Source organism: Microbacterium paraoxydans (assembly GCF_018224615.1).
Lineage (GTDB): Bacteria > Actinomycetota > Actinomycetes > Actinomycetales > Microbacteriaceae > Microbacterium > Microbacterium paraoxydans_B.
Genome location: NZ_JAGTUK010000001.1, coordinates 902,988 through 928,151, shown reverse-complemented (window position 1 = coordinate 928,151; position 25,164 = coordinate 902,988). Strand labels below are relative to the sequence as shown.

The 25,164-nt window shown below is 70.3% G+C and carries 21 protein-coding genes; 5 read left to right on the top strand and 16 right to left on the bottom strand.

Features of this window, described 5'->3' with window-relative positions; translation table 11 throughout:
- Nucleotides 1–128: 128 nt before the first annotated feature.
- The 12 genes from KE274_RS04420 to KE274_RS04365 all read right to left on the bottom strand — a co-directional run bounded on the left by KE274_RS04420 (nucleotide 129) and on the right by KE274_RS04365 (nucleotide 15,742).
- Nucleotides 129–4,730 carry an ExeM/NucH family extracellular endonuclease gene (locus KE274_RS04420; protein WP_249185835.1) on the bottom strand — a complete coding sequence of 1,534 codons (4,602 nt, stop codon included), beginning with the start codon at nucleotides 4,728–4,730 and terminating at the stop codon, nucleotides 129–131.
- Nucleotides 4,731–5,000: 270 nt separating this feature from the next.
- A complete protein-coding gene (locus KE274_RS04415) occupies nucleotides 5,001–5,759 on the bottom strand; it encodes an SURF1 family protein (protein WP_211541695.1) in 759 nt (252 codons plus the stop codon).
- A gap of 60 nt (nucleotides 5,760–5,819) precedes the next feature.
- On the bottom strand, nucleotides 5,820–6,935 hold the full coding sequence (locus tag KE274_RS04410; RefSeq protein WP_211541694.1) for a GuaB3 family IMP dehydrogenase-related protein: 1,116 nt from the start codon (nucleotides 6,933–6,935) through the stop codon (nucleotides 5,820–5,822).
- A 49-nt stretch (nucleotides 6,936–6,984) separates the two neighbouring features.
- Nucleotides 6,985–8,673 carry an ABC-F family ATP-binding cassette domain-containing protein gene (locus KE274_RS04405; RefSeq protein WP_211541427.1) on the bottom strand — a complete coding sequence of 563 codons (1,689 nt, stop codon included), beginning with the start codon at nucleotides 8,671–8,673 and terminating at the stop codon, nucleotides 6,985–6,987.
- 76 nt (nucleotides 8,674–8,749) lie between these two features.
- Nucleotides 8,750–10,570 carry a sensor histidine kinase gene (locus tag KE274_RS04400; RefSeq protein ID WP_211541426.1) on the bottom strand — a complete coding sequence of 607 codons (1,821 nt, stop codon included), beginning with the start codon at nucleotides 10,568–10,570 and terminating at the stop codon, nucleotides 8,750–8,752.
- On the bottom strand, nucleotides 10,567–10,914 hold the full coding sequence (locus KE274_RS04395) for a response regulator transcription factor (RefSeq protein WP_211541425.1): 348 nt from the start codon (nucleotides 10,912–10,914) through the stop codon (nucleotides 10,567–10,569). Before KE274_RS04395 ends, KE274_RS04400 begins: the two co-directional genes overlap by 4 nt.
- A complete protein-coding gene (locus KE274_RS04390; protein WP_211541424.1) occupies nucleotides 10,911–11,054 on the bottom strand; it encodes a hypothetical protein in 144 nt (47 codons plus the stop codon). The genes KE274_RS04395 and KE274_RS04390 overlap by 4 nt, the downstream gene beginning before the upstream one ends.
- A complete protein-coding gene (locus tag KE274_RS04385; RefSeq protein ID WP_211541423.1) occupies nucleotides 11,051–12,538 on the bottom strand; it encodes a glycosyltransferase family 2 protein in 1,488 nt (495 codons plus the stop codon). The genes KE274_RS04390 and KE274_RS04385 overlap by 4 nt, the downstream gene beginning before the upstream one ends.
- A complete protein-coding gene (locus tag KE274_RS04380) occupies nucleotides 12,538–13,254 on the bottom strand; it encodes a PHP domain-containing protein (RefSeq protein ID WP_211541422.1) in 717 nt (238 codons plus the stop codon). Before KE274_RS04380 ends, KE274_RS04385 begins: the two co-directional genes overlap by 1 nt.
- The gene (locus KE274_RS04375; protein WP_211541421.1) at nucleotides 13,251–14,240 is read right to left on the bottom strand and encodes an ATP-grasp domain-containing protein; all 990 of its coding nucleotides are present in this window, start codon (nucleotides 14,238–14,240) and stop codon (nucleotides 13,251–13,253) included. Before KE274_RS04375 ends, KE274_RS04380 begins: the two co-directional genes overlap by 4 nt.
- Nucleotides 14,241–15,287, bottom strand: a complete 1,047-nt coding sequence (locus KE274_RS04370; protein ID WP_211541420.1) for a response regulator — start codon at nucleotides 15,285–15,287, stop codon at nucleotides 14,241–14,243.
- Between the two features lie 140 nt (nucleotides 15,288–15,427).
- Nucleotides 15,428–15,742, bottom strand: coding sequence for a DUF2277 domain-containing protein (locus KE274_RS04365; protein WP_211541419.1), 315 nt, complete (start codon nucleotides 15,740–15,742; stop codon nucleotides 15,428–15,430).
- A gap of 139 nt (nucleotides 15,743–15,881) precedes the next feature.
- Between KE274_RS04365 and KE274_RS04360 the strand changes: the two genes are divergently transcribed.
- The gene (locus KE274_RS04360) at nucleotides 15,882–16,313 is read left to right on the top strand and encodes a DUF4190 domain-containing protein (RefSeq protein ID WP_211541418.1); all 432 of its coding nucleotides are present in this window, start codon (nucleotides 15,882–15,884) and stop codon (nucleotides 16,311–16,313) included.
- Between the two features lie 76 nt (nucleotides 16,314–16,389).
- Here the strand turns inward: KE274_RS04360 and guaB are convergent, their stop codons facing one another.
- Nucleotides 16,390–17,892 carry an IMP dehydrogenase gene (gene guaB, locus KE274_RS04355; RefSeq protein ID WP_211541417.1) on the bottom strand — a complete coding sequence of 501 codons (1,503 nt, stop codon included), beginning with the start codon at nucleotides 17,890–17,892 and terminating at the stop codon, nucleotides 16,390–16,392.
- A 315-nt stretch (nucleotides 17,893–18,207) separates the two neighbouring features.
- Between guaB and KE274_RS04350 the strand changes: the two genes are divergently transcribed.
- Genes KE274_RS04350 through KE274_RS04335 form a run of 4 tightly spaced genes read left to right on the top strand, consistent with a single transcriptional unit; the run spans nucleotide 18,208 to nucleotide 22,224 of the window.
- The gene (locus KE274_RS04350; protein WP_211541416.1) at nucleotides 18,208–19,494 is read left to right on the top strand and encodes a branched-chain amino acid ABC transporter permease; all 1,287 of its coding nucleotides are present in this window, start codon (nucleotides 18,208–18,210) and stop codon (nucleotides 19,492–19,494) included.
- Between the two features lie 3 nt (nucleotides 19,495–19,497).
- Complete coding sequence (locus KE274_RS04345) at nucleotides 19,498–20,475, top strand: branched-chain amino acid ABC transporter permease (protein WP_211541415.1); 978 nt, start codon at nucleotides 19,498–19,500, stop codon at nucleotides 20,473–20,475.
- The gene (locus tag KE274_RS04340) at nucleotides 20,465–21,460 is read left to right on the top strand and encodes an ABC transporter ATP-binding protein (protein ID WP_211541414.1); all 996 of its coding nucleotides are present in this window, start codon (nucleotides 20,465–20,467) and stop codon (nucleotides 21,458–21,460) included. The genes KE274_RS04345 and KE274_RS04340 overlap by 11 nt, the downstream gene beginning before the upstream one ends.
- On the top strand, nucleotides 21,457–22,224 hold the full coding sequence (locus KE274_RS04335; protein WP_136035190.1) for an ABC transporter ATP-binding protein: 768 nt from the start codon (nucleotides 21,457–21,459) through the stop codon (nucleotides 22,222–22,224). Before KE274_RS04340 ends, KE274_RS04335 begins: the two co-directional genes overlap by 4 nt.
- A gap of 121 nt (nucleotides 22,225–22,345) precedes the next feature.
- Here the strand turns inward: KE274_RS04335 and KE274_RS04330 are convergent, their stop codons facing one another.
- From KE274_RS04330 to groES, 3 genes are all read right to left on the bottom strand, one after another.
- Nucleotides 22,346–23,602, bottom strand: a complete 1,257-nt coding sequence (locus KE274_RS04330) for an ABC transporter substrate-binding protein (RefSeq protein WP_211541413.1) — start codon at nucleotides 23,600–23,602, stop codon at nucleotides 22,346–22,348.
- Nucleotides 23,603–23,747: 145 nt separating this feature from the next.
- Nucleotides 23,748–24,677 carry an EamA family transporter RarD gene (rarD, locus tag KE274_RS04325; protein ID WP_211541412.1) on the bottom strand — a complete coding sequence of 310 codons (930 nt, stop codon included), beginning with the start codon at nucleotides 24,675–24,677 and terminating at the stop codon, nucleotides 23,748–23,750.
- Nucleotides 24,678–24,851: 174 nt separating this feature from the next.
- Nucleotides 24,852–25,148, bottom strand: a complete 297-nt coding sequence (gene groES, locus KE274_RS04320; RefSeq protein ID WP_017203655.1) for a co-chaperone GroES — start codon at nucleotides 25,146–25,148, stop codon at nucleotides 24,852–24,854.
- Between the last annotated feature and the right edge of the window lie 16 nt (nucleotides 25,149–25,164).

Genomic DNA, 25,164 nt, shown 5'->3' with positions numbered 1-25,164 from the left:
TTAAAAGTAACACTCGCTCTTGTGTGTTTAAACACACCTCGCGCCCTGCGCTGGAACACACAACGGGCACGACGGAGGCCGCCGGGATCACTCCCGACGGCCTCCGTGTGCGTGCTGCCGCGACCGGCTCAGAACCAGCCGCTGAGCAGGTCCCACAGCCAGTCGATGATCGCGCCGACGATGCCGCCTGCGCGGTTCACCGTGACGGTCGCGGTCGCCGCATCACCGTCGGCCTGCGCGGCCGAGACGGTGTACTTGCCCGGCTGGGCGTTCTTCGGCACGGTCACCTGCGTGCGGAACGAGCCGTCGGAGCCCACCTGCACCGTGCCGACCTGCACCGCCGCGCCCTTCTTCGGCTGCAGCGCGATCGTCACGGTCTCGCCGGGCACGTAGCCCTCGCCGGTGACCGTGAGCTTCTTGCCCGCAGCGACCTTCGAGGATCCGAGCTCGATCGTTCCCGCGAACTCCTCCTCACCGGCGATCGTGATCGGCACCTGCACCGCGGTGCCCGTCGCGGGGACGTTCACCGTCAGCACCTGCTCGCCGAAGATCCCCGACGGCACCGCGAACGCAAGCGACGCGCGGCCGCCCTCGTCGGTGGTGTCGACGACGGCCGGGTCGATCGTGCCGGAGGCGAGCACCGTGTCACCGAGCGACAGCGTGACCTCGCCCGGGGCGGCCTCCCCCGCGCTGAACGCGAGGGACGACAGCGACACCGTCACCTGGTCGCCGGCGCTGTAGCCGTCGGCGTCGGCCGGGCTGAGCGTCACGCCGACCGCGCGCTGGGCGAGGTCGGGGGTGGCGGTCTTGTTCGCGTCGAACCAGTCGACCATCGACTGCAGGTCGATCTTGCCGGTGTCGCGCTTGCCCGCGCCCTCCTTGAAGGTGGCGAAGTTGTCGCCGCCCGCCGCGAGGAACGAGTTCGCCGCCACGGTGTACTCCGCCGCGGGGTCGACCGGCGTGCCGTTGAGCGTGATCGAGGTGATCCGGGAGCCCTGCGCCGCGGCCGGATCGTACGTGTAGACGAGGCCCTTCGAGACGCCGAGCTTGAGGAACGGACGCGCCGACCCCGCCGGCTGCCACTGCTCCTCCAGCACGCCCTTGAGCTGCGCACCGGTGAGGGTCAGCGTGACGAGCGTGTTCGCGAACGGCTGCACGGTCGCCGCCTCGCGATACGTGACGTTGCCGTCCGGATCGTTCGCGTTCGACGAGGCGTACGTGAGGTTGGCGCGGATGCCGCCCGGGTTCATCAGCGCCAGGTCGGCACCCGTGGACCACTGCTGCACATCGGCCACGAAGTTGCCGATCGTGGACTCGCCGCCGCGGTTCTCCGAGCCGTTCGTCTGCCGCGCCCGGTTGAAGTCGGCGGTGATGTCGCCGACCTTCACGGCGCCCAGCACGTCGGCCTCGGCCTTGGCCTTGTCGACGATCGCCTGCACCTCGGGCACCGCCGGGTAGAGCGGCTTGCCCGCAGCCGTGAGCGGCTTGATCTCGTTGCTGATCGAGAGCAGCTCCTTCGACGTCGGGTCGACCTGCAGGTTCATCAGCCCGAGGTTCTCGCCGTACTGCCCCGCGGAGACGACCGGGCGGCCGTCGATCACGTGGTTGTAGGCGAGGTGCGTGTGCGCCGACACGATCGCGTCCACGTCGTCGTCCACGCCGTAGACGATCTCGCCGAGCGGCGAGTCCTCGGTGATGGCCGACAGCGCGGTGCTCTCGGCACCCTCGTGCACGAGCAGGATCACGACATCGGCCTCGCCGTTGGACGCGTCACCGTCGCGCAGGTCGTCGGCCACCGCGTTCACGGAGTCGACGATGCTGCGCACCTCGAGCTCGGCGATGCCTTCGGGAGACACCAGCGAGTCGAGGTCCTCCGTGACGGCTCCGACGAAACCGACGCGCACGCCGTCGACCTCCTTCACCCAGGCGGGGGCCAGCGCGGGCTCACCCGTCTCGGTGACGAACACGTTCGACGAGATGTACTCCCAGTCCGCGCGGTCCTGCACGCGATCGCGCAGGTCCTCCCAGCCCTGGTCGAACTCGTGGTTGCCCGCGGCGCTCACGTCGAGCCCCGCCGCGTTGAGCGCGTCGATCGTCGGGTTGTCGTCGTTGATGAACGACGTGAACGTCGACGCGCCGATCAGGTCGCCGGCACCCGCGAAGATCGTGTTCGGGTTCGCCTCACGGAACTGCTTCACGGCTCCCGCCAGCACCGCGGCACCGGCAGCGGCACCGTCGGCCTCGATGCGCCCGTGGAAGTCGTTCACCGTCACCACGTCGATGCTCACCGGCGGGATCTCCGCGGAGACGCCGACGATGATCGGGTCGTGGTCGCTCGACCGGTAGGGCGTGCCCTCCTCGGTGGCGCCGAACGCGTAGCCGCGGTCGCTCCACTCCGGCGAGTTGATGCCCCACACGCCCGCACCCGTGATCGACGAGACCAGCGACGGCGACGCGATCACGTGATCGAGCGAGCCGAGCTCACCGTCGAACGTGTACGTGTACTGGCCGTCGGTCTTGTCGGCGACCAGGTCGCTCCACCCCTGCGAGGTGAAGACGTCGACCGGGTCTTCCTTGCCGTACGCGTTGAAGTCGCCGATCAGGAGCATGTCGGCGCTCCCGGTCTCCTGCTCCAGCTCGGTCGTGAAGTCGAGGATCGCGTTGGCCTGGGCCACGCGGTCGGCGTTGAAGAAGCCCTGGCCGTCGGCGGGCTCGGCGCCGGCGCCCTCGGGCGGCGACTTCGACTTCAGGTGGTTGGCCACCACCGTCACGACGCGGCCGTCGATGTCGAACGCCTGCGCGATCGGCTCGCGGGCGTTGCCCCACACCGACTCGTCGGTCGTGGTGAGGCTGTCGCCCACGCGCTTCACATCGTCCTTCTTGTAGATGATCGCGTTGGTGATGTAGTCGGTCGTGGCCGCGTCGTTCAGCGCGGCGGGAGTGGGCACGTAGTCCCACACGTCGCCGCCCGCGTCGGCGTTGAGCCCCGCGACGAGGTCTTTCAACGCGGTGTCGATCGGCTTGCCGAGCTTGACCGAGTTCTCGATCTCCATCAGCGAGACGATCTCGGCGTCGAGGCCGTTGATCGCCGCGACGATCTTCGACTTCTGGATCGCGAACTGCGCGGCGTTGGCCGCACCCCGCGCGTTGGAGTTCTCGCTCTTCAGCGTCGTGAAGTAGTTGTAGACGTTGAACGACGCCACCTGCACGTCGCCGCCGACCTCGGGGGCCGCGTCGGTGCGCGGGTTCGTCGCCTCGAAGCCGACCTTCAGCTCGGCTGGTGAGGAGTCGTCGATCGGCACGACCGGCTGCAGCCGCCAGTCGTCGAAGCCCCACTGCAGCACGTAGCCGTTGTCGCTGAAGTCGACGACGTCGCCGTTGCGGACGACCGCGTCCTTCGTGAAGTACGGCTGCTGCCCGGGGTGACCGCTGTTGGTCACCTGGATCGACCAGCCGTCGTCGAGCAGGATGCGGTTGGCGCGGTTGGCTGCCGCGATCGCGGCGGCCTCGGCACCGGGACGTGTGGTCTCCGTGCTCTTCACGGCGAGGGCGTCGCCCGCGTTCAGCCACAGCGTGCCGTAGTTGTACAGCTGGTGGCTGGACGCCAGGCGGTAGGTGCCCTCGGGCGCGACCAGCATGTTCTCGTACTGCTCGCGGTCGGCGCCCTGCACCGCGGCGGGCAGCGGAGTGACCGCGGGCACGCCGACGCCCGGCGTGACCACCGTCACGTCCGCCGCGGCGCCCGGGTTCAGCTGCGTCTGGCCGTAGTACTCGCTCACGGTGCCGGTGACCGAGACGAGGTCGCCGATCGCGAGCTGCGGGGCGAGCGCGTTGAGGAACACGAACACGCCGTCGGAGGCGCCCGGAGTCGCGTCGGTCGCGCCGCCCGAGCCCTGGGTCTGGATCACGATGCCCTTGTAGCCGCCCGTGCGGTAGTCGGCCGTGACGACGCCCTCCACCTGCACGCGCGTGCCCGCGAGCGGCGACACGTCGGTCGTGCCCTGCACCTCGGCGATCGTGACCTTCTTCGGCTCCGTTCCGGGGTCGGTGCCCGGGTCGGTGCCCGGGTCGGTGCCGCCGGAGTTCTGCGGGGTGATCGTGGCGGACAGCGTGAAGTCGGCGCTGTTGTCGTCGGTGTCCGCGCCGCTCGCGCGGTTGAGCGAGCGCACGTCGGTGTTGCTCGACGGGGCGGTCGCCGCCTTCGTCTCGAACGTGTTCGAGGTGCCGTAACCGAGCAGATCGACCACTCCGTCCGCGCCGGCCGCAGAGCCCGGGGCCAGCGTGATGGCCGCGGTGCCCTCGACCAGCGCGATCGTGCCGTTCGTGCCGCTCGGGGTGAGGCCGGTGACCGCGTCGGGGGTGGGCAGGGCCGCGCCGTTGGTGCCGTTGCTGTTGCCCTGCACCAGGAAGTAGCCGCCCGCGGGGATGCTGCCGCTGAGGGGCGCGACGCCCGTGAACGCCGCCGAGCCGGTCGCCGAGCGGTACTGCAGCGACATGCCGTCGAGCGAGACGGCCTCGGACGTGGGGTTGTACAGCTCCACGAACTTGTTCGCGAAGGCCGCTCCGGCGCTGCCCCCGGAGAGGTACGCCTCGTTGATCACCACCCCCGTCCCCGCGGGATCGGCGACGGCGGGCGCCGCCACCAGCGAGCCGAGGCCCAGGGTGGCGACGCAGGTCACGGCGAGAGCGCCGATGCGCCCCCGGGTTCTGCGGTGCGAGACGGGGGTCATGGGCTCCCCGTGCTCTGAAGCGGACATCATCGGTGCTGTCTCCTCGATCGTGTATCGACCCTGCTCAGGACGCTGTCACCGCACGCATCGGGAACTCCCAGCGTGCGCACATGGAGCGAGCATACGAAGCGGGTCGGACATCCTCAACGGAGTTTTCACGATGGTCACCGAGTGCTCACCGAAGGGCCGCGGAGACCCCTGACGAAGGTTCACATCCGACCACGCTCGCGCGCAGAAGCGCACGCACCCGCGCGCGAATGCGCAGCGGCATCAGGCGCGCTCGGCGCCCTCCGCCTCCTCGAACGCCTCGACCTCGCGCTCCCAGGCATCCTTCGCCAGCCGGTACCAGAGGTAGAACGCGAAGCCGGCGAAGATGGCCCACTCCGCGGCGTAGAACACGTTCAGCCAGTTCACCGGCGACCGCTCGTCCGGCGCCGGCGAGGAGATGTCCTCCAGGCCCGCCGTCGCGCTCGTCGAAGCCAGATACGGGCGGTACACGTCCAACTGCTCGGTGTCGTGCCAGCGGCTGAGCAGCGCGGCGGGCGACATGCGATCGAGGCGCTCCGGGTCGCTGCGCGGCGGCACCGACGGCCCCTCGTCGGAGATGATGCGCCCCGCGACCTCGACCGTCCGGCCGTCCGCCTCGGCGGAGAGACGCTCCACCGCCGCATCGGCCGCGGCCCTGTCCGGCGCCCAGCCGATCGCGACCGCGATCGACACGCGCTCGTCCACCCGCAGCTGACCGGTGACCCAGTAACCCTCGGCCCCGTCGTTGAATCGGCTCGACACGACCAGGAAGTCGTCGGGCACCCAGGTGCCGCTGGTCTCCACGCGCTGCCCCACGAGCGGTTCGGCGAGGTACTGCCCCGGCTGCACCACGTCGGTCAGGGGTCGCACCTGCTCGGTCGCCCCGGGCGGCGGCGGATCCGTCTCGATCGCCCGCTCCAGCTGCCACTGGCCGAGCCACGCGAACACCCCGGCGACCAGGAGGCACAGCAGCAGCATGCCGATCCAGCGTCCGCGCAGCATGACCTCACGGAGGGTCGGCGGGAACGGCGCGGGAACAGTCACGGTGAGGCGGGGTGTGGCTCAGGCCTCGTAGGGCGCGAGCACGACCTCGACCCGCTGGAACTCCTTGAGGTCGGAGTACCCGGTGGTCGCCATCGACTTGCGCAGCGCGCCGATGAGGTTCGCGGTGCCGTCGGCGACCGGGGCGGGACCGTACAGGATCTCCTCCAGGGTGCCGATGCCGCCCACCTCGACGCGACGGCCGCGTGGGAGCTTGGGGTGGTGCGCCTCGGGGCCCCAGTGGAAGCCCTGGCCGGGAGCATCGGTCGCACGCGCGAGGGCGACCCCGAGCATGACCGCGTCCGCTCCCATCGCGAGCGCCTTGACGATGTCGCCCGAGGTGCCCACGCCGCCGTCGGCGATCACGTGCACGTAGCGCCCGCCCGACTCGTCGAGGTAGTCCCGGCGCGCCGCGGCCACGTCGGAGACCGCGGTCGCCATGGGCGCGTGGATGCCGAGCGTGGCGCGCGTGGTGGAGGCCGCACCGCCGCCGAAGCCGACGAGCACACCGGCCGCTCCCGTGCGCATCAGGTGCAAGGCCGCGGTGTACGTGGCGGCGCCGCCCACGATCACGGGAACGTCGAGGTCGTAGATGAACTTCTTCAGATTGAGCGGCTCCGCCACGCTCGACACGTGCTCCGCGGAGACCGTGGTGCCGCGGATCACGAACAGGTCGACACCGGCCGCGGCCACGGTGTCGTAGAACTCCTGCGTGCGCTGCGGCGTGAGTGACCCGGCCACCGTGACACCGGCCTCGCGGATCTCCGCCAGGCGGCGGGTGATGAGCTCGGGTTTGATCGGCTCGGAGTAGAGCTCCTGCATGCGCACGGTCGCGCGGTCGTCGGCGAGGCCGGCGATCTCCGCGAGCAGCGGCTCCGGGTCTTCGTAGCGCGTCCACAGACCCTCGAGGTCGAGCACGCCGAGACCGCCGAGCTGACCCAGCATGATCGCGGTGCGCGGGCTCACGACGGAGTCCATCGGCGCGCCGAGCACCGGGATCTCGAAGCCGAACGCGTCGATCGTCCAGGCGGTCGACACGTCCTCCGGGTTGCGCGTGCGCCGCGAGGGCACCACCGCGATGTCGTCGAACGTGTACGCGCGACGGGCGCGCTTTCCTCGGCCGAGCTCGATCTCCATGGTCACCCGTCCAGCCTACCGGGCACCCCGGCGCGACGCGTCCGCCCGGTCACCGCGCCCGCGCCACGCGCCGCTCGTCCCACACCGGCTCGTCCGACTCGTACACCTCGCCGTCGGAGCCGAACACCAGGAAGCGGTCGAACGACCGGGCGAACCAGCGGTCGTGCGTCACCGCGAGCACCGTGCCCTCGAATCGCGCGAGCGCCTCCTCCAGCGCCTCCGCCGACTCCAGGTCGAGGTTGTCCGTCGGCTCGTCGAGCAGCAGCAGCGTCGCGCCGGACAGTTCCAGCAGCAGCACCTGGAACCGCGCCTGCTGCCCGCCGGACAGCGACTCGAACGTCTGCTGCGCCTGCCGCACCAGTCCGTAGCGGTCGAGCGCCGAGCTCGCGGCGTCGCGCGGCATGCCCGCCCGACGGTCGTCTCCGCGGTGCAGGATCTCCAGCAGCGTGCGGCCGACGAACTCCGGGTGCGCGTGGGTCTGCGCGAACAGCCCCGGCACCACCCGCGCCCCCAGCACCGCGCGACCGGTGTGGGCGACGGGGCTGAGGTCCTCCGCTGCGGACGACACATGGCCGAGCGTGGGGTCGGGGTCGCTGCCGCCGCGCGCGAGCAGCCGCAGGAAGTGCGACTTGCCCGAGCCGTTCGAGCCGAGCACGGCCACGCGATCGCCGAACCACACCTCCGCATCGAACGGACGCATGAGCCCGGTGAGCTCGAGCCGCTCGGCCACCACCGCGCGCTTGCCCGTGCGCGAGCCCCGCAGGCGCATGTCGAACTCCTGCGCGGGCGGGCGCTCCTCGGGTGGCCCGGCCTCCTCGAACTTGCGCAGTCGGGTCTGCGCCGCCTGGTAGCGGGAGGCGAAACCGTCGTTGGCGGCGGCCTTCACCTTGAGGTTGGCGACCAGCACGCGCAGCTTCTCGTGCTGCTCGTCCCACCGCCGCCGCAGTTCGTCGAGGCGCTCCATGCGGTCGATGCGCGCCTGCGAATAGGTCGCGAAACCCCCGCCGTGCACCCACGCGGTCGAGCCCGCCGCGCCGGGTTCGAGCGTGATCAGCCGGTCGGCCGCGCGCGCGAGCAGTTCCCGGTCGTGCGACACCAGCAGCACCGTCTTCGCGGTCTGCCGCAGCTGCTCCTCCAGCCAGCGCTTCGTCGGCACGTCAAGGTAGTTGTCCGGTTCGTCGAGCAGCAGCACGGCGTCCGGCCCCCGCAGCAGCGCCTCCAGCGCGAGGCGCTTCTGCTCGCCGCCCGACAGCGACGTCAGCTCGCGGTACCGCGCCCGCTCGAACGGCACGCCGAGGGCCGCGACCGTGCACTGGTCCCACACCGTCTCGTGCTCGTAGCCGCCGGCGTCGGCGTACTCCGCGATGGCCGCGGCGTACGCCATCTGGGTGTCGTGCTCGTCGCGCTCGATCAGCGCGTTCTCCGCCGCGTCGAGCGCCTCGGCGGCCGCGCGGATGCGCGCGGGAGCGACGCGCACGAGCAGCTCGTGCACGGTCTGCCCCGGCTCGCCATGACCGACGAACTGGTCCATCACGCCGAGTCCGCCGTCGATGGTCACGACGCCGTCGTCGGCGGTCTGGTCGCCGCGGATGATCCGCAGCAGTGTCGTCTTCCCCGCGCCGTTCGGCCCGATGAGCGCGCTCGTCGAGCCGGCGCCCACGCGGAACGACACCTCGTCCAGCAATGGTCGTCCGTCGGGGAGCGTCAGCGAGATCCCGGATGCGTCGATGTACCCCACAGTGCGTGGCCGTCCTTCCGCCCGCGCACAGCGAGCCGACCAGACTATCAGGATGCCGCGCGCCGACGCGCGCCGATCAGTCCGCGCGGCTCAACGTCTGCAGCACCTCGGTCTTCGGCGCGGCAGGAAGCGTGAAGCGGAACTCCGTGCCCACGCCCTCCTGGCTGGTCACATCCATCGAGCCGCCGTGCGCCAGCACGATCGCCCGCGTGATCGTCAGGCCGAGCCCCACGCCGGGCACCGCGTTGCGTGTGGCCGTCGACGCCCGGAAGAACCGCGTGAACAGCATGCCCTGCTCGTCCTCCGGGATGCCGACCCCCGTGTCGGCCACCGAGATCCGCACCGCGCCGTCCACGCGGTGCACGGCCGCCGTGACACGCCCGTCGCGGGGTGTGAACTTGATCGCGTTCGACAGCAGGTTGTCCACCGCCTGACCGATCCGCCCCGGGTCGACCAGGAGCCGGATCGGCTCCTCGCCCACGTCCGCCACGAGCTCGATCCCCTCGCGCTGCGCGTGCGGGCCCGCGGAAGCCACGGCCGACCGCACCAGCTCCGCCACGTCCGCCTCCACGCGCTCCAGCGGGAAGCGGCCCGACTCCACCTGCGCGGTGAACAGCAGGTCGCCCACCAGGTTGAGGAGGCGCTTCGCGTTGCGCTCGATGATGCCGACGAACTCCTGCTGATCCTCCGTCAGCGGCTGCCCCGGATCGTTCTGCAGCAGATCGAGGAAGCCGATGATCGCACTCAGCGGCGTGCGCAGCTCGTGCGAGATCATCCCGACGAACTCGTCCTTCATGCGGGCGACCTCGACCGCCCTGGTCTCGTCGGTCAGCACGAACAGGTAGCCCTGCTGCGCCCCGGAGCCGTCCTTGTGCGGGCTGACCGTCACGCGCGCGGGCACCGTGGTACCCCCCGCCGTGGTCACCTCCACGTCGCCGTCGACCGTGAGTCCCTCGTCGGCCTGGGCGAACAGCGCCCTGATGCCCTCCGGCGCCGGTGCCCCGGACGCCGCGGGCGCCCCCGGACGCGGCTCCCCCGACGCCTCCTGCCGGGCGGCCGTGTCCTCGGCGAGCATCGACAGCACCGCGCGGGAGAAGAACCGGTCGACGCGCACGTCGTCCAGCGCCTCGTCCACCGTCAGGCCCAGCAGACGAACGGCACCGGGGTTCCACGCCGTGATCCGTCCCGAGCGGTCGGTCGCGATCACGGCCTGCGCAGTGATCGACGTCCACAGGCTCTCGAACGAGTCGAGTAGCACGCGGTACTCGTGCTCCTTCTGCCGCAGCTGCACGATCATCGCCACGTTCTCCGACAGCGCCCTGGTGCGCTCGGTCACCAGCTCCTCCGCCTGCTCCGCGCGCACCCGCTGCTGCCGCGACAGCTCGTTCACGACCGCGGCGACCGCCGCGAACACGAGCGGCCCGACGACGCCGCGCAGCCACGACACCGCGTTCGACGGTGGATCCGTGATGTACGGCATGAGCAGCGCGAGCGACGACAGCGCCCCGACCACGAAGACCCAGCGGATGCCCGGAGCCGCCGCGATCCAGATGATCGGCAGCAGCACGAGGGAGCTGAACAGCGACGCGGCGCCGCCCGTGCCGGCGCGGAACAGGCCGAGACCCACGATGTCGATCATCGGGACGGCCAGGACGATCCAGCCCTCGCGCACGTGCAGGGCGCTGAGCACGCCCGCCTGGATGGTCGCCAGCAGCACGACCCCGAGGCCGGCCAGGGCCGCACCCAGGTGCGTGAACGGCAGTCCGGGGATCGCCCAGGTCATGATGCCCGCGATCGCCGCGGCCACCACGGTGGGTGCCTGCTTCACGATCGGGCTCGGGTTGTCGAAGACCCGGTACCAGCGGCTCTCCGCGCGCTCCAGTGGCGTGGCCCTCATCGCGGCACCCGCTCGACGACGCGGTGCAGGTCGGCGCTGGTCACGGGTTTCGGCAGCACGGCATCCGCCGCCGGGTAGTCGGCGACGTCGAGCACCGAGCTCACCACGAGGAAGCACTTCGGATAGCGCTCGTGCACGAGGCGGCAGCAGGTGGACCCGGAGATGCCGGGCAGCATCAGATCCAGCACGGCGAGCACCGGATCGATGTCGGGGAACGCCGCGATCGCGGACTCCGCATCCGGGGCGACGAAGACGTCGAAGCCCTCCCGGTCGAGGTAGCGACCCAGGAGCGTCGCCTGATCCGCCGCATCCTCCACCACGAGCGCCAGAGGCCTCCCGGTCATCGAAGAAGCAGCTCTCGCACGATGACGATCACGACCACGATCCCGAGGGAGATCAGCGCCTGCGGGACCAGCCGCTTCTCGCGGCGGGCGTCCTCGGCGATCTCCTCCCGTTCGGCCTCGTGCGATGGCGTGTCGGTCATGAGTCCACCCGTCCGACCTTCTCGGTCTTGATCCACGACGCGTCGGCGCGACGCCACTCCTTGAGGTACGAGTCGGCGGTGATCGCGCACAGCAGCGAGCCGTAGCCGCATACGTACAGCAGCAGCCCCGCGAAGAAGCGGCCGGCCGGGAGCGGCTCGACCGCCCTGGCCAGCCAGATGCCGAACATCGACACGGGCCCCCACAGGTAGAAGAACAGCAGCCACCCGAACCGCGCCTGGTCGGTCGCCTCCTGGCCGAACGCGTTCAGCAGCGCATCGAGCGTCCACGGGAACAGCGCGACGAACATCAGCAGCAGCGCACCCAACCCGGGGAACATGATCGCCTCGCGCCACGACTGCCGGCCGATGCGCGGGTCGAGCTGCACCGAGTAGAGGATCGAGAAGATGTAGATGCACGCGGCGGCGATCCACATGAACCGGAACACGAACTCGGCGATGTCGCTGTGCAGCAGCAGGAGCGCGATCATGCCCGCCGCCGCGAGGAGCATGAACGCCGGCAGCAGCAGGATCGTGAACCACGCCAGGCCGAAGCCGAAGCTGCCCAGGTTGTGGTCGCGGCTCGGCCGGAACCACAGCTTCTTGTAGATCGACGTGAGCTGCACGTTGCCGCGGGCCCACCGCAGGCGCTGGTTCCACAGGCTGTCGATCGTGCGCGGCTCCTCCGCGAGCACCACCGCGTGCGGCTCGAACACCATGCGCCGCCCGTGCAGCTGGCTCTCGAACGTGGTCATGGTGTCTTCCGCGAGCGTGCCCGTGGGGATGCGTCCGCCGATGGCCTCCAGGTTCGCGCGCGAGTGCAGCTGCGCTCCGCCGGCGAGGCACGCGATCGCGCCGCCGACGTTCTGCACCCGGCGCGCCGACAGCTGTCCGATCACGTACTCGATCGCGATGAAGCGCGTGAGGTAGTTGCGGTCGCGGCTGCCCTCCGCGATGTAGGCCGTGACCGCGCCGACCTTCTCGTCGGCGAGGTGGCGGGTGAGCTTGCGCAGCGAGTCGCGCGCGAAGATCACGTCGGCGTCCATGATGAGCACGGCCTCGGTCCAGTCGTCCGCGAGCACCACGTCGAGGCCGTGGTTGAGCGTGTGGGCCTTGCCCTGCCCGCCCTGCTCGCGGCGCAGATGCACCACGCGGCCGGGGTATACCGCGGCCTTGTCGGCCACGATCTGCGGGGTGTCATCGGTGGAGGCGTCGTCGACCACGAACACGCGCAGCCGCTCCGCGGGGTACTCCAGCTGCAACAGCCGCTCGATCGCGGGCCCGATCACCATCCCCTCGTTCCACGCCGGGATCACGACCGCGACGTTCGGGTGGTACGGGGCGGCCTTGCCGTAGTGGTTGCGGAACGCGTGCAGCGGCAGTGCCAGGAACTGCAGGCCCGTGTTGACGACGGGCAGCGTGCCGACCAGCACGCACAGCAGCAGCACGACCACGACGACGGTCTCCCACCAGGTGAGCTCCGGCATCAGTCGGTCACCCCCGCGGCGTCGAGCAGCGGCAGGATGCGCGCGTACCGGCCGACGTCGGTGGCCACGTGGCTGTCGGTCGACGCGACGATCTCGGCGCCCGCATCGCGGAGAGCGGTCAGGGCCGCGGGCCCTGGACAGCTCCACTTCTCGTTCACCTCGACGAGGGTCCCGGTGGCGGCGGCGGTCTGCGCCCAGGCGCCCAGCCGCTCGGCGCCCAGCTGCTCCTCCGACAGCCCGATCTTGGGCAGGATCGAGAAGCAGTGCGCGAGCTGGTTGCCCGGGTAGCGGCGCATCGTGGCCATGAGCGCCTCGACGAGCTGGTCGAGCACGGCGTCGGCCGCCCAGCCCGCGGCGATGCGCTCGCGGACGGCAGTGGGGCCGAGCGGCCCGTCCTCGCCGGGGAACTGGTGGTCGGCGATCAGGATCCGGTCGATGCCGTCCGGCAGCACGGGGATGTCGAGCGTCCCGGACGCGTCGAGGATCTTCGCCTCCACGCCGGTCAGCACCGTGAGGCCCTCCGGCACCCGGAGGGCGCGCACGGCGGCCAGGTACTCCGGCACCCACGGGGTGTCCTGGCGCACGTGGTCAACGAGGCGCACGGTGTCCAGTCCCGCGGCGACCGCGGCGGCCACGTTCTCCGCCAGGGTGGAGACGGCGTCGTCGGAGAAGGTCGAGTGCACGTGGTGGTCCCCGCGCAGCACGGCGTGCGTCACAGCTCCTCCTGGTGGCCGGCGTGCTCCGAGACGAGCACGTCGTCGACCTCGACGATGACGTCTTCCAGGAACCGCACCGACGCGACCTCCCGGAACGGCACCTGCACGGGCAGCTCGCGGCCGAGGAACAGATCCGCTACCAGGGACGGGATGTCCACGCCCGCGGCGATCGTCAGCGGCAGCGCGCCGGGGAACCGCGGGTTCACCTCAAGCAGCACGGCACGGCCCGCACGGTCGCGGCGCAGCTGCACGTTCGCGACGCCCACCAGCCCGATCGCGCGGGCGATGGCGGCCGCGGTCTCCTCCAGCTCCGGGTCGCGCAGCGTGCGGCCCGCGATCGCGACGCCCGAGTCGACCCTGGCCCTGGTGCGCGGCACCGCGGCCACGACCGCACCCGACGCGTCGGAGATCACGTCGACCGAGTACTCCTCGCCGGGGAGGAAGTCCTGCACGATGAGGCCCTCGTCGGTGGGCAGGGCGTCGAGCGCCGCGCGGTCGGGCACCAGACGGATGCCCCGGCTGCCCGCGCCCTGACGCGGCTTGGCGAACACCGGGAACTCCCAGTCGACCGCGGCCGCGTCTGGCCCGGCGAGCACGGTGCGCGGGGTGCGTCCGGTGGGGGCGCAGCGCTCCGCGAGAGCGAGCTTGTCGAGGGCGGTGTGCAGCGTGTCCGACGAGGGCGCGGCCAGCACCGCGGGGGCGAGCTCGTCGCGGCGGTCGGCGAGCGCGATCAGCTCCACGTCGACGGTGGAGATCACGAGGTCCAGCTCGTCCTCGGCCACGAGCCGGGCGATCGCCGGCACGAAGTCCGCGTCGCGGCCCGGGGGCACGAGGCGTCGCTGCGCCGGAGGCACCAGGTAGATGCCGCTCGCCCAGCCGTCCATGTCGGCGGCGAACACCGTGAGGTCGGAGCGGCGGAGCAGGGAGCGGATCACCGCCACACCGGCGGGGCCGCCCGCCCCGGTCACCAGCACGCGCTGCGTCATTCAGCTCTCCCGTCGTGTGAGTTCATGTGCGCCGACGAACTCCGCCGTCTCCCGCACCACTTCCAGCGGCTCGACCGCTTCTCCCCCGCCGAAGCGCGACCAGTACCGCGCGGTCGCGGTGACGAACTCGGGAGCGAGGTAGTCGCGCTCGGCCGCGGTCTGCGACTGGAAGCACTCCAGCAGGCGCAGCTTGGCGTCGAGGAAGCGGTCGATGCGCACGAAGCGGGTCGGCCGGTAGTCGATCGTCGCGGAGGGGCTCTGGTAGCAGGCGACCGTGCCGACCCGGCGGGTGGCGACGATCGTGGCCTCGCTCACGGCGCGGTGGTCCTGGTGCCGGTCGTGCGGCGAGTGCGTATAGACGATGGTCGGCTGGATCTCCCGCACGACCTCCTCGATCAGACGCACGGTGGAGCCGCCGCCCGAGATCTCCGTGTCGACGAGGTCCTTCAGGAACAGGCGGGCTCCGAGCCGTTCCGCCGCGGCGAGCGATTCGTTCTGGCGGCTGTCGGCGTCGCCGCCCCTGGCGCCGCGAGAGAGCGTGAGGATCGTGACCGCGTCGCCCGCGGCGGCGTGGGCCGCGAGGATCCCGCCGACACCGATCTCCACGTCGTCGGGGTGCGCGCCGATCGCCAGCACCACCTCGGTCGTCCTGGCCTCCTCGCGCCGCCGACGCCCCTCCTCCACCAGGCGCGTGACGGCTTCGACGAGCCGGGCGTTGTCGAGCGGCTTGGTGAGGAACTCGTCCGCCTGCGCGCGCAGGGCCGACACGGCGTATTCGACCGAGACGTGCGCGGTCATCACGATCACCGGCACGGCGGGGATCGTGCGCCGCAGCTCGGCGAGCAGTTCGAGTCCGCTGAGCCCGGGCATCTCGATGTCGGTGACCACGACGTCCGGCCGGGCGTCCGCGATGCGCTCCAGCGCGGAGCGCCCGTCTTCCGCGAGGTCGACGATGCACCCGGCACGTCGCTCCAGCACGGTCTTGACCAGCAGGGCGACATCGTGGTCGTCGTCGACGACGAGAATGCGGGGGGCGTCCTCAGACATGTACGGCTCTCCTTGGGGAGCTTCCCTGTCGGTGGGGACCGACGCTGCGATTCCGGTGCCTTCATCACCGGATCCGCGGGGAAAGTCGAGCGGGGTACGTCGATTCTGGCACAGGCGTGGATCACGCCGGCGCGCCGACGTCAGGAGGCGGCGCGCGCCGCCCGCTTCTCCTGCTGATACACCCGGATCGCCTCATAGCGCTCGGCCGACCTCGCCTGCCGTTTCGCGGCTTCGGCCTCCCTGTTCTTGGGCGGTGCGGTCGTCACGAGCTCGTCCAGCAGCCGCCGCGTGGCCGCCGCGATCTCCTCGACCGCGCGATCGAACACGTCGCGGTTGGCGCGGGAGGGAGCCGTCGCGCCGGAGATCTTGCGGACGAACTGGAGCGCCGCGTCGTGGCACTCCTCATCGGTGGCCGCGGGTTCGAGGTTGTTCAGGGGCACGATGTTCCGGCACATACCCGCACGGTACGCCGCCCGTCCGACGGAGGAAAGGCCGCGGATCGGGGTGGTGCGGGAACGGGGGCGTCGCTACGCTCTGGTGACCGGAGCGGCCGCGGAACGGAGAGCCGTTCGCCCCCACGACCCAGGAGGAATGATGACGAACCCCCCGCCCCCCGAGCCGTCGCAGCCCGGCACCCCTCCCCCCGCCTGGAACGGCACCCCCGCCAACGATCCCGCCGCCGCGTACCCGCCGCCGCCCGGTCCCGCGGCCCCCGGCGCCTACGGCGCACCCGCGCCGCAGACCTCCCCGCCCGGACGGGTACTGTCGATCGTCGGCCTGGTGCTGGCGTTCCTGCTGCCCCCGATCGGCCTGATCCTCAGCATCATCGCCGCGGTGCAGCTCGGCAAGGCCCGTGCGCCGAAGGGGCTCGCGATCGCCGGCATCATCGTCGGCGCCGTGCTGACCATCCTCGAGATCATCGGCATCATCCTGCTGGTGACGGTGTTCGCGGGCATCTTCGGGATGTGCGCCGAGCTCGGACCCGGCGTGTGGGAGGTCGGCGGCGTCACCTACCGCTGCGGCTGATCCCGCATCACACGCAGGAGGGGCCGGATGCTGCACGCATCCGGCCCCTCGTCGTCTCACCCTCGACGGGCGGGACTCACTTCTTGTAGTTGGGCGCCTCGACCACGATCTGCACGTCGTGCGGGTGCGACTCCTTGAGCCCGGCCGAGGTGATGCGCACGAACTTGCCGCGCTGCTTGAGCTCCTCGATCGTGCGAGCACCGACGTAGAACATGGACTGCCGCAGACCGCCGACCAGCTGATACGCCACGGCGGAGAGCGGGCCGCGGTACGGCACCTGTCCCTCGATGCCCTCCGGGATGAGCTTGTCGTCGCTGGGCACGTCGGCCTGGAAGTAGCGGTCCTTGGAGTAGGAGGTCTGCTTGCCGCGGGTCTGCATCGCGCCGAGCGAGCCCATGCCGCGGTACTGCTTGAACTGCTTGCCCGACTGGAACACGATCTCGCCCGGCGACTCGTCGGTGCCGGCGAGCAGCGAGCCGAGCATGACCGCGTCGGCACCCGCGACGAGGGCCTTCGCGATGTCGCCCGAGTACTGCAGGCCGCCGTCGGCGATCACGGGGATGCCCGCCGGACGGGCGGCGAGCGAGGCCTCGTACACCGCGGTCACCTGCGGCACGCCCACACCCGCGACCACGCGCGTGGTGCAGATCGAGCCGGGACCGACCCCGACCTTGACCGCGTCGACGCCCGCGTCGACCAGGGCCTGTGCGCCCTCGCGCGTGGCGACGTTGCCGCCGATCACGTCGATGTGGGCGAACGACTCGTCGGCCTTGAGGCGCTTGACCAGGTCGATCACGCCCTGCGACTGCCCGTTGGCGGTGTCGACCACGAGCACGTCCACCCCGGCGTCGCGCAGCGCCTCGGCCCGCTCCCACGCGTCGCCGAAGAAGCCGATCGCCGCACCCACGCGCAGTCGGCCCTGGTCGTCCTTGGTGGCCAGCGGGTACTTCTCGCTCTTGTCGAAGTCCTTGATGGTGATGAGACCGGCGAGCTTGCCGTCCTCGTCGATCAGCGGCAGCTTCTCGACGCGGTGCTTCGCGAACAGGGCGATGACCTCGCCCGCCGCGACCCCCACCGGGGCGGTGACGAGATTCTCGCTCGTCATAACGTCCTTCACGAACGTGGTCTGACGCTCGAAGCCGGAGACGAACCGCATGTCGCGGTTGGTGATGATGCCCACCAGGCGCCCGTCCGCGTCGACCACGGGCAGACCGGAGATGCGGTACTTGGCGCACAGCGCGTCGACCTCCTCGACCGTCGCGTCGGCGGTCGTGGTGATCGGGTCGGTGATCATGCCGGACTCGCTGCGCTTGACGCGGTCGACGTGCGCCGCCTGGTCCGCGATCGAGAGGTTGCGGTGCAGGATGCCGATGCCGCCCTCGCGCGCCATCGCGATCGCCATCCGCGACTCGGTCACGGTGTCCATGGCGCTGGACAGCAGGGGCGTCGCGACGGAGATGCGACGCGTGATCCGCGACGACGTGTCGGCTTCACTGGGGATCACGTCGGTATGCCCCGGCAGGAGCAGAACGTCATCGTAGGTCAGTCCGACGAAGCCGAAGGGATCGTGCTGGTCCATGGAATCTCCTCCTGCGCGCGTGGCGCGGGTCCGGGTGCGAGTGGGTGGTCGACATCGGCCGGGGCGGGGCTGTGCCCGTATGCAGATTCTAAGCGAGACACGCCCGAGAACATTCCCAGCGCCTCGTCGTTACCGGACCGTTGGCCCGGGAGGTAGGTGAATCGCGGATCGCCCATTACGCTCAAGTGCGTCGTCCATCCCCGCGGTTCAACCCGAGTCCGCGGAGACAGCACTCACAGTGGAGGTTGCGTGGGACCCACAGCACTCGCCGGACCGCGAAAGCGCCCCTGGGCTTTCGTCTTCTTGGGAATCCTCATGGCGCTCGCGGCCTCACTGCTGCTCCCTCCCTCAGCGGCCTCCGCCGACACCACCGACGACGGCCAGGAGGTCACCGACTTCTACTTCGCCGGCGTGGTGACCAACGCCGACGAGCCCGTCGAGGGCGTCGTGATGACCATCGAGGGCAACGGCTTCGAGGCCGAGACCGAGACCGACGCCGAGGGCAAGTGGCGCCTGTACGTGCCGGAGAAGGAGACGTACACCCTGACGGTGGACGAGTCCACGCTCCCCGACGGCGTGATCGTCGACGCGACCCAGCTGCCGGAGGGCATCCAGCCGGTGTCGGGAACGACCGCCTCGTTCGAGCTCGAGTTCGGGCTCACCGGCACCAAGATCGTCAACCTCTTCCTCGGGGCGGGCGAGCGGGTCACGGTGTCGTTCCTCGACCAGCTGCTGTCGCGCGTCGTGGGCGGCCTCAACTTCGGACTGCTGCTCGGGCTCGCGTCGATGGGCGCCGCGCTCATCTACGGCACCACGCGGCTGTCGAACTTCGCGCACGGTGAGATGGTCACCTGGGGCGCCGTGATCACCCTGGTGTTCACCACGTTCTGGCAGCTGCCGCTGTGGGCGGGCATCATCGCCGCGGTGATCGGCGGTGCGGCACTCGGCTGGGCGCTCGACGCCGGCATCTGGAAGCCGCTGCGGCGCAAGGGCCTCGGCGTCGTGCAGCTCATGATCGTGAGCATCGGCCTCTCGCTCGCGCTGCGCTACACGCTGCAGTACATCATCGGCGGCAACACCTACCAGCTGCCCGGCGCGAGCCCCGAGCCCATCCGGCTCGGCCCCATCTCGCTGTCGTACATCGACATGATCGGCATGGCCACGAGCATCATCGTGATCCTCGGCGTCGCGTTCTTCCTCACCCGCACCCGCACGGGCAAGGCCACCAGGGCCATCTCGGACAACCCGCAGCTCGCGGCGGCCTCCGGCATCGATGTCGACAAGGTGATCCGCATCGTGTGGATCCTCGCCGGAACGCTGGCGGCGATCTCCGGCATCCTGTGGGCGTACTTCCGCCCGGGCGTGAAGTGGGACATGGGCATGCAGATGCTGCTGCTGATGTTCTGCGCCATCACCCTCGGCGGCCTGGGCTCCGCGATCGGCGCCCTGATCGGCTCGATCATCGTCGGGCTCGCGGTCGAGGTCTCAACGCTGCTGGGAGTGCCGTCCGACCTCAAGTACGCCAGCGCCCTGGTCGCGCTGATCATCATCCTGCTCGTTCGACCGCAGGGGATCCTCGGACGCAAGGAAAGGTTGGGCTGACACATGGACTTCGGAAGCATCTTCGGCAACACCGCCTCCTATCTGTTCAGCCCGACGACGATCGCCTACGCGCTCGCCGCCACCGGCCTCGCCGTGCACTTCGGCTACACCGGGCTGCTCAACTTCGGCATGGCCGCGTTCATGGCGATCGGCGGCTACGGCTACGCCATCTCGATCCTCACGTTCGGGTTCCCGTGGTGGGCGGGCGTCCTGGTGGGCGTCCTCGGCGGGGCCCTGTTCGCCCTGCTGCTCGGCATCCCGACGCTGCGGCTGCGCGCCGACTACCTCGCCATCGCGACCATCGCGGCCGCCGAGGTGGTGCGCCTGATGTTCGTGACGGAACTGTTCAAGGACTGGACGAACTCCGCGGGCGGACTCTCCGGCTACCACCAGAGCTTCCGCGACGCGAACCCCTTCCCCACCGGCACCTACGGCTTCGGCCCGTGGACGTACAACGCGACCGACCTGTGGGTGCGCGTGGTCGGCCTGATCACGCTGGCCCTCGCGGTGCTCGTGGTGTGGGCCCTCATGCGCAGCCCCTGGGGCCGTGTCCTGAAGGGCATCCGTGAGGACGAGGACGCGGTGCGCTCGCTCGGCAAGAACGTCTTCGCGTACAAGATGCAGGCGCTCGTGGTCGGTGGCATCATCGGCGCGCTCGGCGGCATCGTGTTCATCCTGCCGTCGGCCGTGATCCCCGGCAGCTACTCCACGTCGCTGACGTTCTTCCTGTGGACGATCCTGCTGCTCGGCGGTGCCGCGACGGTGCTCGGCCCCACGCTCGGCGCCGTGCTGTTCTGGATCGTATTCGCGTTCCTCGGCGCGCTCCTCCCCGCCCTGGCGAACGCCGGGTACCTGCCGATGTCGGGCGCACAGGCCGACGTCGTGCGCTACATCCTGATCGGCATCGTGCTGATGCTGATCGTGATCTTCCGCCCGCAGGGCATCCTCGGAAACAAGAGGGAGATGACCTTTGTCAAGTGAGAACGACGCGGCCGTCACGCCCGCGAAGAACGCCCCGCGCGCCAAGACCACCGGCCTCGCCGCCGGCCCGGCGGCGCCCGGGGTCAAGAAGGTCGACCCGATCCTGGTCGTGGATGCCGTCGAGCGCCGCTTCGGCGGTCTCACGGCCGTCGACGTCGACCACCTGGAGATCCCGCGCGGCGCCATCACGGCGCTGATCGGCCCCAACGGCGCGGGCAAGACCACGCTGTTCAACCTGCTGTGCGGCTTCGACAAGCCCAACAGCGGCACCTGGTCGTTCGACGGCACCAACCTGTCCGGCATCCCCTCCTTCAAGGTCGCCCGCATGGGACAGGTGCGCACGTTCCAGCTCACCAAGTCGCTGTCGCTGCTGACCGTGCTGGAGAACATGAAGCTCGGCGCGAAGGACCAGCGCGGTGAGGGCTTCTGGGCCGGCCTGTTCCCGTTCCTGTGGCGCAAGCAGGACCAGGAGATCGAGCAGCGCGCGCACGAGCTGCTGGTGCGGTTCAAGCTCGACGCCAAGGAGCAGGACTTCGCAGCATCGCTCTCGGGCGGTCAGCGCAAGCTCCTGGAGATGGCGCGGGCGCTCATGAGCAACCCGACCCTGGTGATGCTCGACGAGCCGATGGCCGGAGTGAACCCGGCGCTCACGCAGTCGCTGCTCGACCACATCCTCGATCTGAAGGACCTGGGGATGACGGTGCTGTTCGTGGAGCACGACATGCACATGGTGCGTCACATCGCCGACTGGGTGGTCGTGATGGCCGAAGGCCGGGTGGTGGCGGAGGGCCCGCCGGACACCGTGATGGAGGATCCCGCGGTCGTGGACGCGTACCTGGGTGCGCACCAGGACGTGGACCTCGGCGCCGTGACCGGGCGACTGCCCGTGATCTCCGAGGCCGACGCCGAGCGCATCAGGGAACAGATCGAGACCGAGGTCGAAGCCGAGGTCGAGGCCGAGGACGCCGAGGAGGAGAAGCCATGACCGACGCACCCGTCGAGCGGAACGAGATCAAGAACGACGACGTGGTCGTCGAGCTCACGAACGTGCACGCCGGCTACCTCCCCGGGGTGAACATCCTCAACGGCGCGAACCTCGTGGCGCATAAGGGGGAGCTGATCGGCATCATCGGCCCCAATGGCGCCGGCAAGTCCACGCTGCTGAAGGCGATCTTCGGCATGGTGAACGTGCGCGACGGCGACATCACGGTCAAGGGCGAGAGCATCGTCGGCCTCAAGGCGGACAAGCTCGTGGCGCGCGGCGTCGCGTTCGTCCCCCAGACGAACAACGTGTTCCCGTCGCTCACGATCCAAGAGAACCTCGAGATGGGGCTCTACCAGAACCCGAAGATCTTCGCGGAGCGGCTGGAGTTCGTCAGCAGCATCTTCGGTGAACTCGGCAAGCGCCTCAAGCAGCGCGCCGGCTCCCTGTCGGGCGGTGAGCGGCAGATGGTCGCGATGTCACGGGCGCTCATGATGGACCCGTCCGTGCTGCTGCTCGACGAGCCGTCGGCCGGCCTCTCCCCCGTGCGCCAGGACGACGCGTTCATCCGCGTCTCCGACATCAACAAGGCGGGGGTGACCACGATCATGGTCGAGCAGAACGCCCGCCGGTGCCTGCAGATCTGCGACCGCGGCTACGTGCTCGATCAGGGCCGCGACGCCTACGAGGGCACCGGGCGCGAGCTGCTGAACGACCCGAAGGTCATCGGCCTGTACCTGGGCACGCTCGGCACCGACGCCGCCTGAGCCACGCACCGAGAAGGGCCCGGCAGCCGTGGTGCCGGGCCCTTCCGCGTGCGCGGGAGGCGCCTCCGTCCGGGCACGACGAAGGCCCCGAGCCGGAGCCCGGGGCCTTCGTTTGGCGGGATTACTTGATCCGCGTGGTGGTGTTGTCCGCGCCGAACTCGTAGACGCCGATCGCGGCGCCCTTCGGGTCGTTGTTCTCGTCGAACGTGATCTCACCGGAGAGGCCGTCGTAGTCCGGCGTGCCTCCGTCGTTGATGATCGCGGCGCACTCGGCGAAGTCCTTGCACTTCTCACCGTCGCCCTCGCCACCGGAGACGGCGATCATCTGCTCGGCGATGTCGGCACCCTCGACCGAGCCGGCCTTCAGGGCCGACAGGGCGATCAGGATGACGGCGTCGTAGGCCTCAGCCGAGTAGGTCACGGCGTCGATCGGGTCGTTGCCCTCGGCGGTCCAGACCTCGTTGAGCTGGTCGAGGAAGTCCTGCGGCAGCTCGGCTCCGGCGCGCGTGCCCTTCGAGCCCTCGAGGCTCACCGGGATGTCCGTGCCCCAGTCCTTCAGGTTTCCGTCGACCAGGTACAGCGAACCGGTGTCGATGCCCGCGTTGGCCAGCAGCGGCGCGATGGTCGCGAACTGGTCGTACGAGACGACCGCGACGGCGTCCGGCTTGGCCGCGGCGATCTCCGAGACCTGCGCGTTGAACTGGCCATCGCCCTGGTTATAGGACGCGTCGGCGACGACCTCGCCGCCGGTGCCCTCGAACGTCGCCTTGATGGCCTCGAACAGGCCCGTGCCGTAGGGGTCGTTCTGGTAGATGATGCCGAGCGTCTTGTGACCGTCCTCGGCGATCTGGTTGCCGAGCACCTCGCCCTGCAGGTTGTCGCTCGGCGCCGTGCGGAAGTACAGCGGGTTGATGCCCGTGAAGTCCGGCGACGTGTTCGACGGCGAGACGGTGAGGATGCCCGCACCGGCGTTGCTGTCGAGGATCAGCTTGGTGACGCTCGACGACGCGGCACCGACCATCGCGGTGATGCCCGCGTTCTGCAGGTTGGTGATCGACGTCTCGTAGGCCTTGTTGTCGAGGTCACCCTCGTCGGCCGTGGTCAGGTCGATCGTGACACCGGCGTCGGCCTCGTTGATCTGCTGCACGGCGAGCTGCACGCCGGCCTCCATGGGAGCGCCGAGGAACGCGAGCGATCCGGTGGCGGGCAGCAGCGAACCGAGCTTGAGCGTCAGGTCGGCGGCCGGCTTGTCGCCGCCGCCCTCCGACGGCTCGGCGTTCGGCGTGCTGCTGCAGCCGGCGATGACGATGGCGGATGCGCTGACCAGCGCGATCCCGGCGAAGACCTTCGCGGTGCGCGAGCCCTTCAGTGCGTTCATGGATGCTCCCTTGCGTGACTGAACGTGGATTGTGACCACAGGCGGGTGCTCTAACACTAGGGCGTGAGGTCAGCGCGCAGGGGGCGCAAGTATCTCGGTGCGTTAACGATCCGGCACCCGGTTCCGCGGGCGGCGAGCCCGGGGATCAGAGCAGTTCGGCGCGCGCGATCCGGCGTCCGCGTCGCGCGGCCAGCACCAGGTCGACGAGGAACACCGCGATCGCGATCCACACCAGCACGAAGCCGACCCACCGCTCGGGCGGCATCGGCTCGTGCAGCACCACGACCCCGATCAGGAACTGCATGATCGGGGTGAGGAACTGGATCATGCCGATCACCGTGAGGTCCACCCGGCGCGTGCCCGCCGCGAACAGCAGCAGCGGGACCGCCGTGGCCACGCCGGCGAACCCGAGCAGCAGTGCGTGCACCACTCCGTTGGCACCCATCGTGAGACCCGTGGTCTGCGCCACCACCACGAGCTGCACCACCGCGATCGGCAGGAGCCAGAACGACTCCAGCGTGAGCCCGCTCACGGCGTCCACCGCGGGGCCGATCTTCTTCTTGATGAGCCCGTACACACCGAACGACGCCGTCAGCGACAGCGCGATCCACGGGAACGAACCGTAGGCCACGATGATCACCGCGACCGCGACCGCCGCGATCCCCACGGCCGCCCACTGCAAGCGTCGGATGCGCTCCTTGAGCACGAAGACGCCGAGCAGCACGGTCGTGATCGGGTTGATGAAATAGCCCAGTGCCGTCTCGACCACGTTGCCGCTGAGGGTGCCCAGCAGGAACACCTGCCAGTTGATGTAGATGAGCAGTCCGGCGAGCGCGGTCCAGCCCAGTAGTCGCGGGGTGCGGAGGACGCCGCCGATCGCCGCCCACCCTCGCGTGACCGTGAGCAGCAGCAGGCAGAACACGAAGGACAGCACCACCCGCCACGCGACCACCTCCCACGGGCCGGTCGGCGCCAGCAGGAGGAAGTAGAGCGGGAGGACGCCCCACAGGACGTAGGCGGACGTGGCGTAGGCGACACCCGCGGTCTGCGTGGCGCGGGCGGTCTCGGGAGTCACCGCACAACCCTATGCCCGCGGTGCGGCGCACTCCGCCGGTCGCGGGGCTGCCGGGCGACAACGGCGGGATGTGATCGAGGATTGGCGGAAAGCAGGAGGGGGCCCGGATGCCTGAGCATCCGGACCCCCTCGGGATCCGTGCTCCGCGCCTCGCGCGGAGCGGGATTCAGCTGATCAGCGGACGACGACCGCGAGGACGTCGCGAGCCGACAGGACGAGGAACTCGTCGGCGCCGAACTTCACCTCGGTGCCGCCGTACTTGCTGTAGAGCACGCGGTCGCCGACGGCGACGTCGAGCGGAACGCGGTTGCCGTTGTCATCGATGCGGCCGGGGCCGACCGCCACGACCTCGCCCTCCTGGGGCTTCTCCTTGGCGGTGTCGGGGATGACCAGGCCACTCGCGGTGGTCTGCTCGGCCTCGACCTGCTTGATGACGATGCGGTCCTCGAGCGGCTTGATGGAAACCGACACGGTCTACCTCTTCTTT

Bases quoted from the DNA above. Each gene is read 5' to 3' on its own strand.
- KE274_RS04395 (WP_211541425.1), bottom strand. From the start codon at position 10,914: ATGACCGGGAGGCCTCTGGCGCTCGTGGTGGAGGATGCGGCGGATCAG.
- KE274_RS04370 (WP_211541420.1), bottom strand. From the start codon at position 15,287: ATGTCTGAGGACGCCCCCCGCATTCTCGTCGTCGACGACGACCACGAT.
- KE274_RS04375 (WP_211541421.1), bottom strand. From the start codon at position 14,240: ATGACGCAGCGCGTGCTGGTGACCGGGGCGGGCGGCCCCGCCGGTGTG.
- KE274_RS04390 (WP_211541424.1), bottom strand. From the start codon at position 11,054: ATGACCGACACGCCATCGCACGAGGCCGAACGGGAGGAGATCGCCGAG.
- KE274_RS04415 (WP_211541695.1), bottom strand. From the start codon at position 5,759: ATGCTGCGCGGACGCTGGATCGGCATGCTGCTGCTGTGCCTCCTGGTC.
- KE274_RS04335 (WP_136035190.1), top strand. From the start codon at position 21,457: ATGACCGACGCACCCGTCGAGCGGAACGAGATCAAGAACGACGACGTG.
- KE274_RS04410 (WP_211541694.1), bottom strand. From the start codon at position 6,935: ATGGAGATCGAGCTCGGCCGAGGAAAGCGCGCCCGTCGCGCGTACACG.
- guaB (WP_211541417.1), bottom strand. From the start codon at position 17,892: ATGGACCAGCACGATCCCTTCGGCTTCGTCGGACTGACCTACGATGAC.
- KE274_RS04385 (WP_211541423.1), bottom strand. From the start codon at position 12,538: ATGCCGGAGCTCACCTGGTGGGAGACCGTCGTCGTGGTCGTGCTGCTG.
- KE274_RS04345 (WP_211541415.1), top strand. From the start codon at position 19,498: ATGGACTTCGGAAGCATCTTCGGCAACACCGCCTCCTATCTGTTCAGC.
- KE274_RS04400 (WP_211541426.1), bottom strand. From the start codon at position 10,570: ATGAGGGCCACGCCACTGGAGCGCGCGGAGAGCCGCTGGTACCGGGTC.
- KE274_RS04365 (WP_211541419.1), bottom strand. From the start codon at position 15,742: ATGTGCCGGAACATCGTGCCCCTGAACAACCTCGAACCCGCGGCCACC.
- KE274_RS04360 (WP_211541418.1), top strand. From the start codon at position 15,882: ATGACGAACCCCCCGCCCCCCGAGCCGTCGCAGCCCGGCACCCCTCCC.
- KE274_RS04420 (WP_249185835.1), bottom strand. From the start codon at position 4,730: ATGACCCCCGTCTCGCACCGCAGAACCCGGGGGCGCATCGGCGCTCTC.
- KE274_RS04350 (WP_211541416.1), top strand. From the start codon at position 18,208: ATGGCGCTCGCGGCCTCACTGCTGCTCCCTCCCTCAGCGGCCTCCGCC.
- KE274_RS04330 (WP_211541413.1), bottom strand. From the start codon at position 23,602: ATGAACGCACTGAAGGGCTCGCGCACCGCGAAGGTCTTCGCCGGGATC.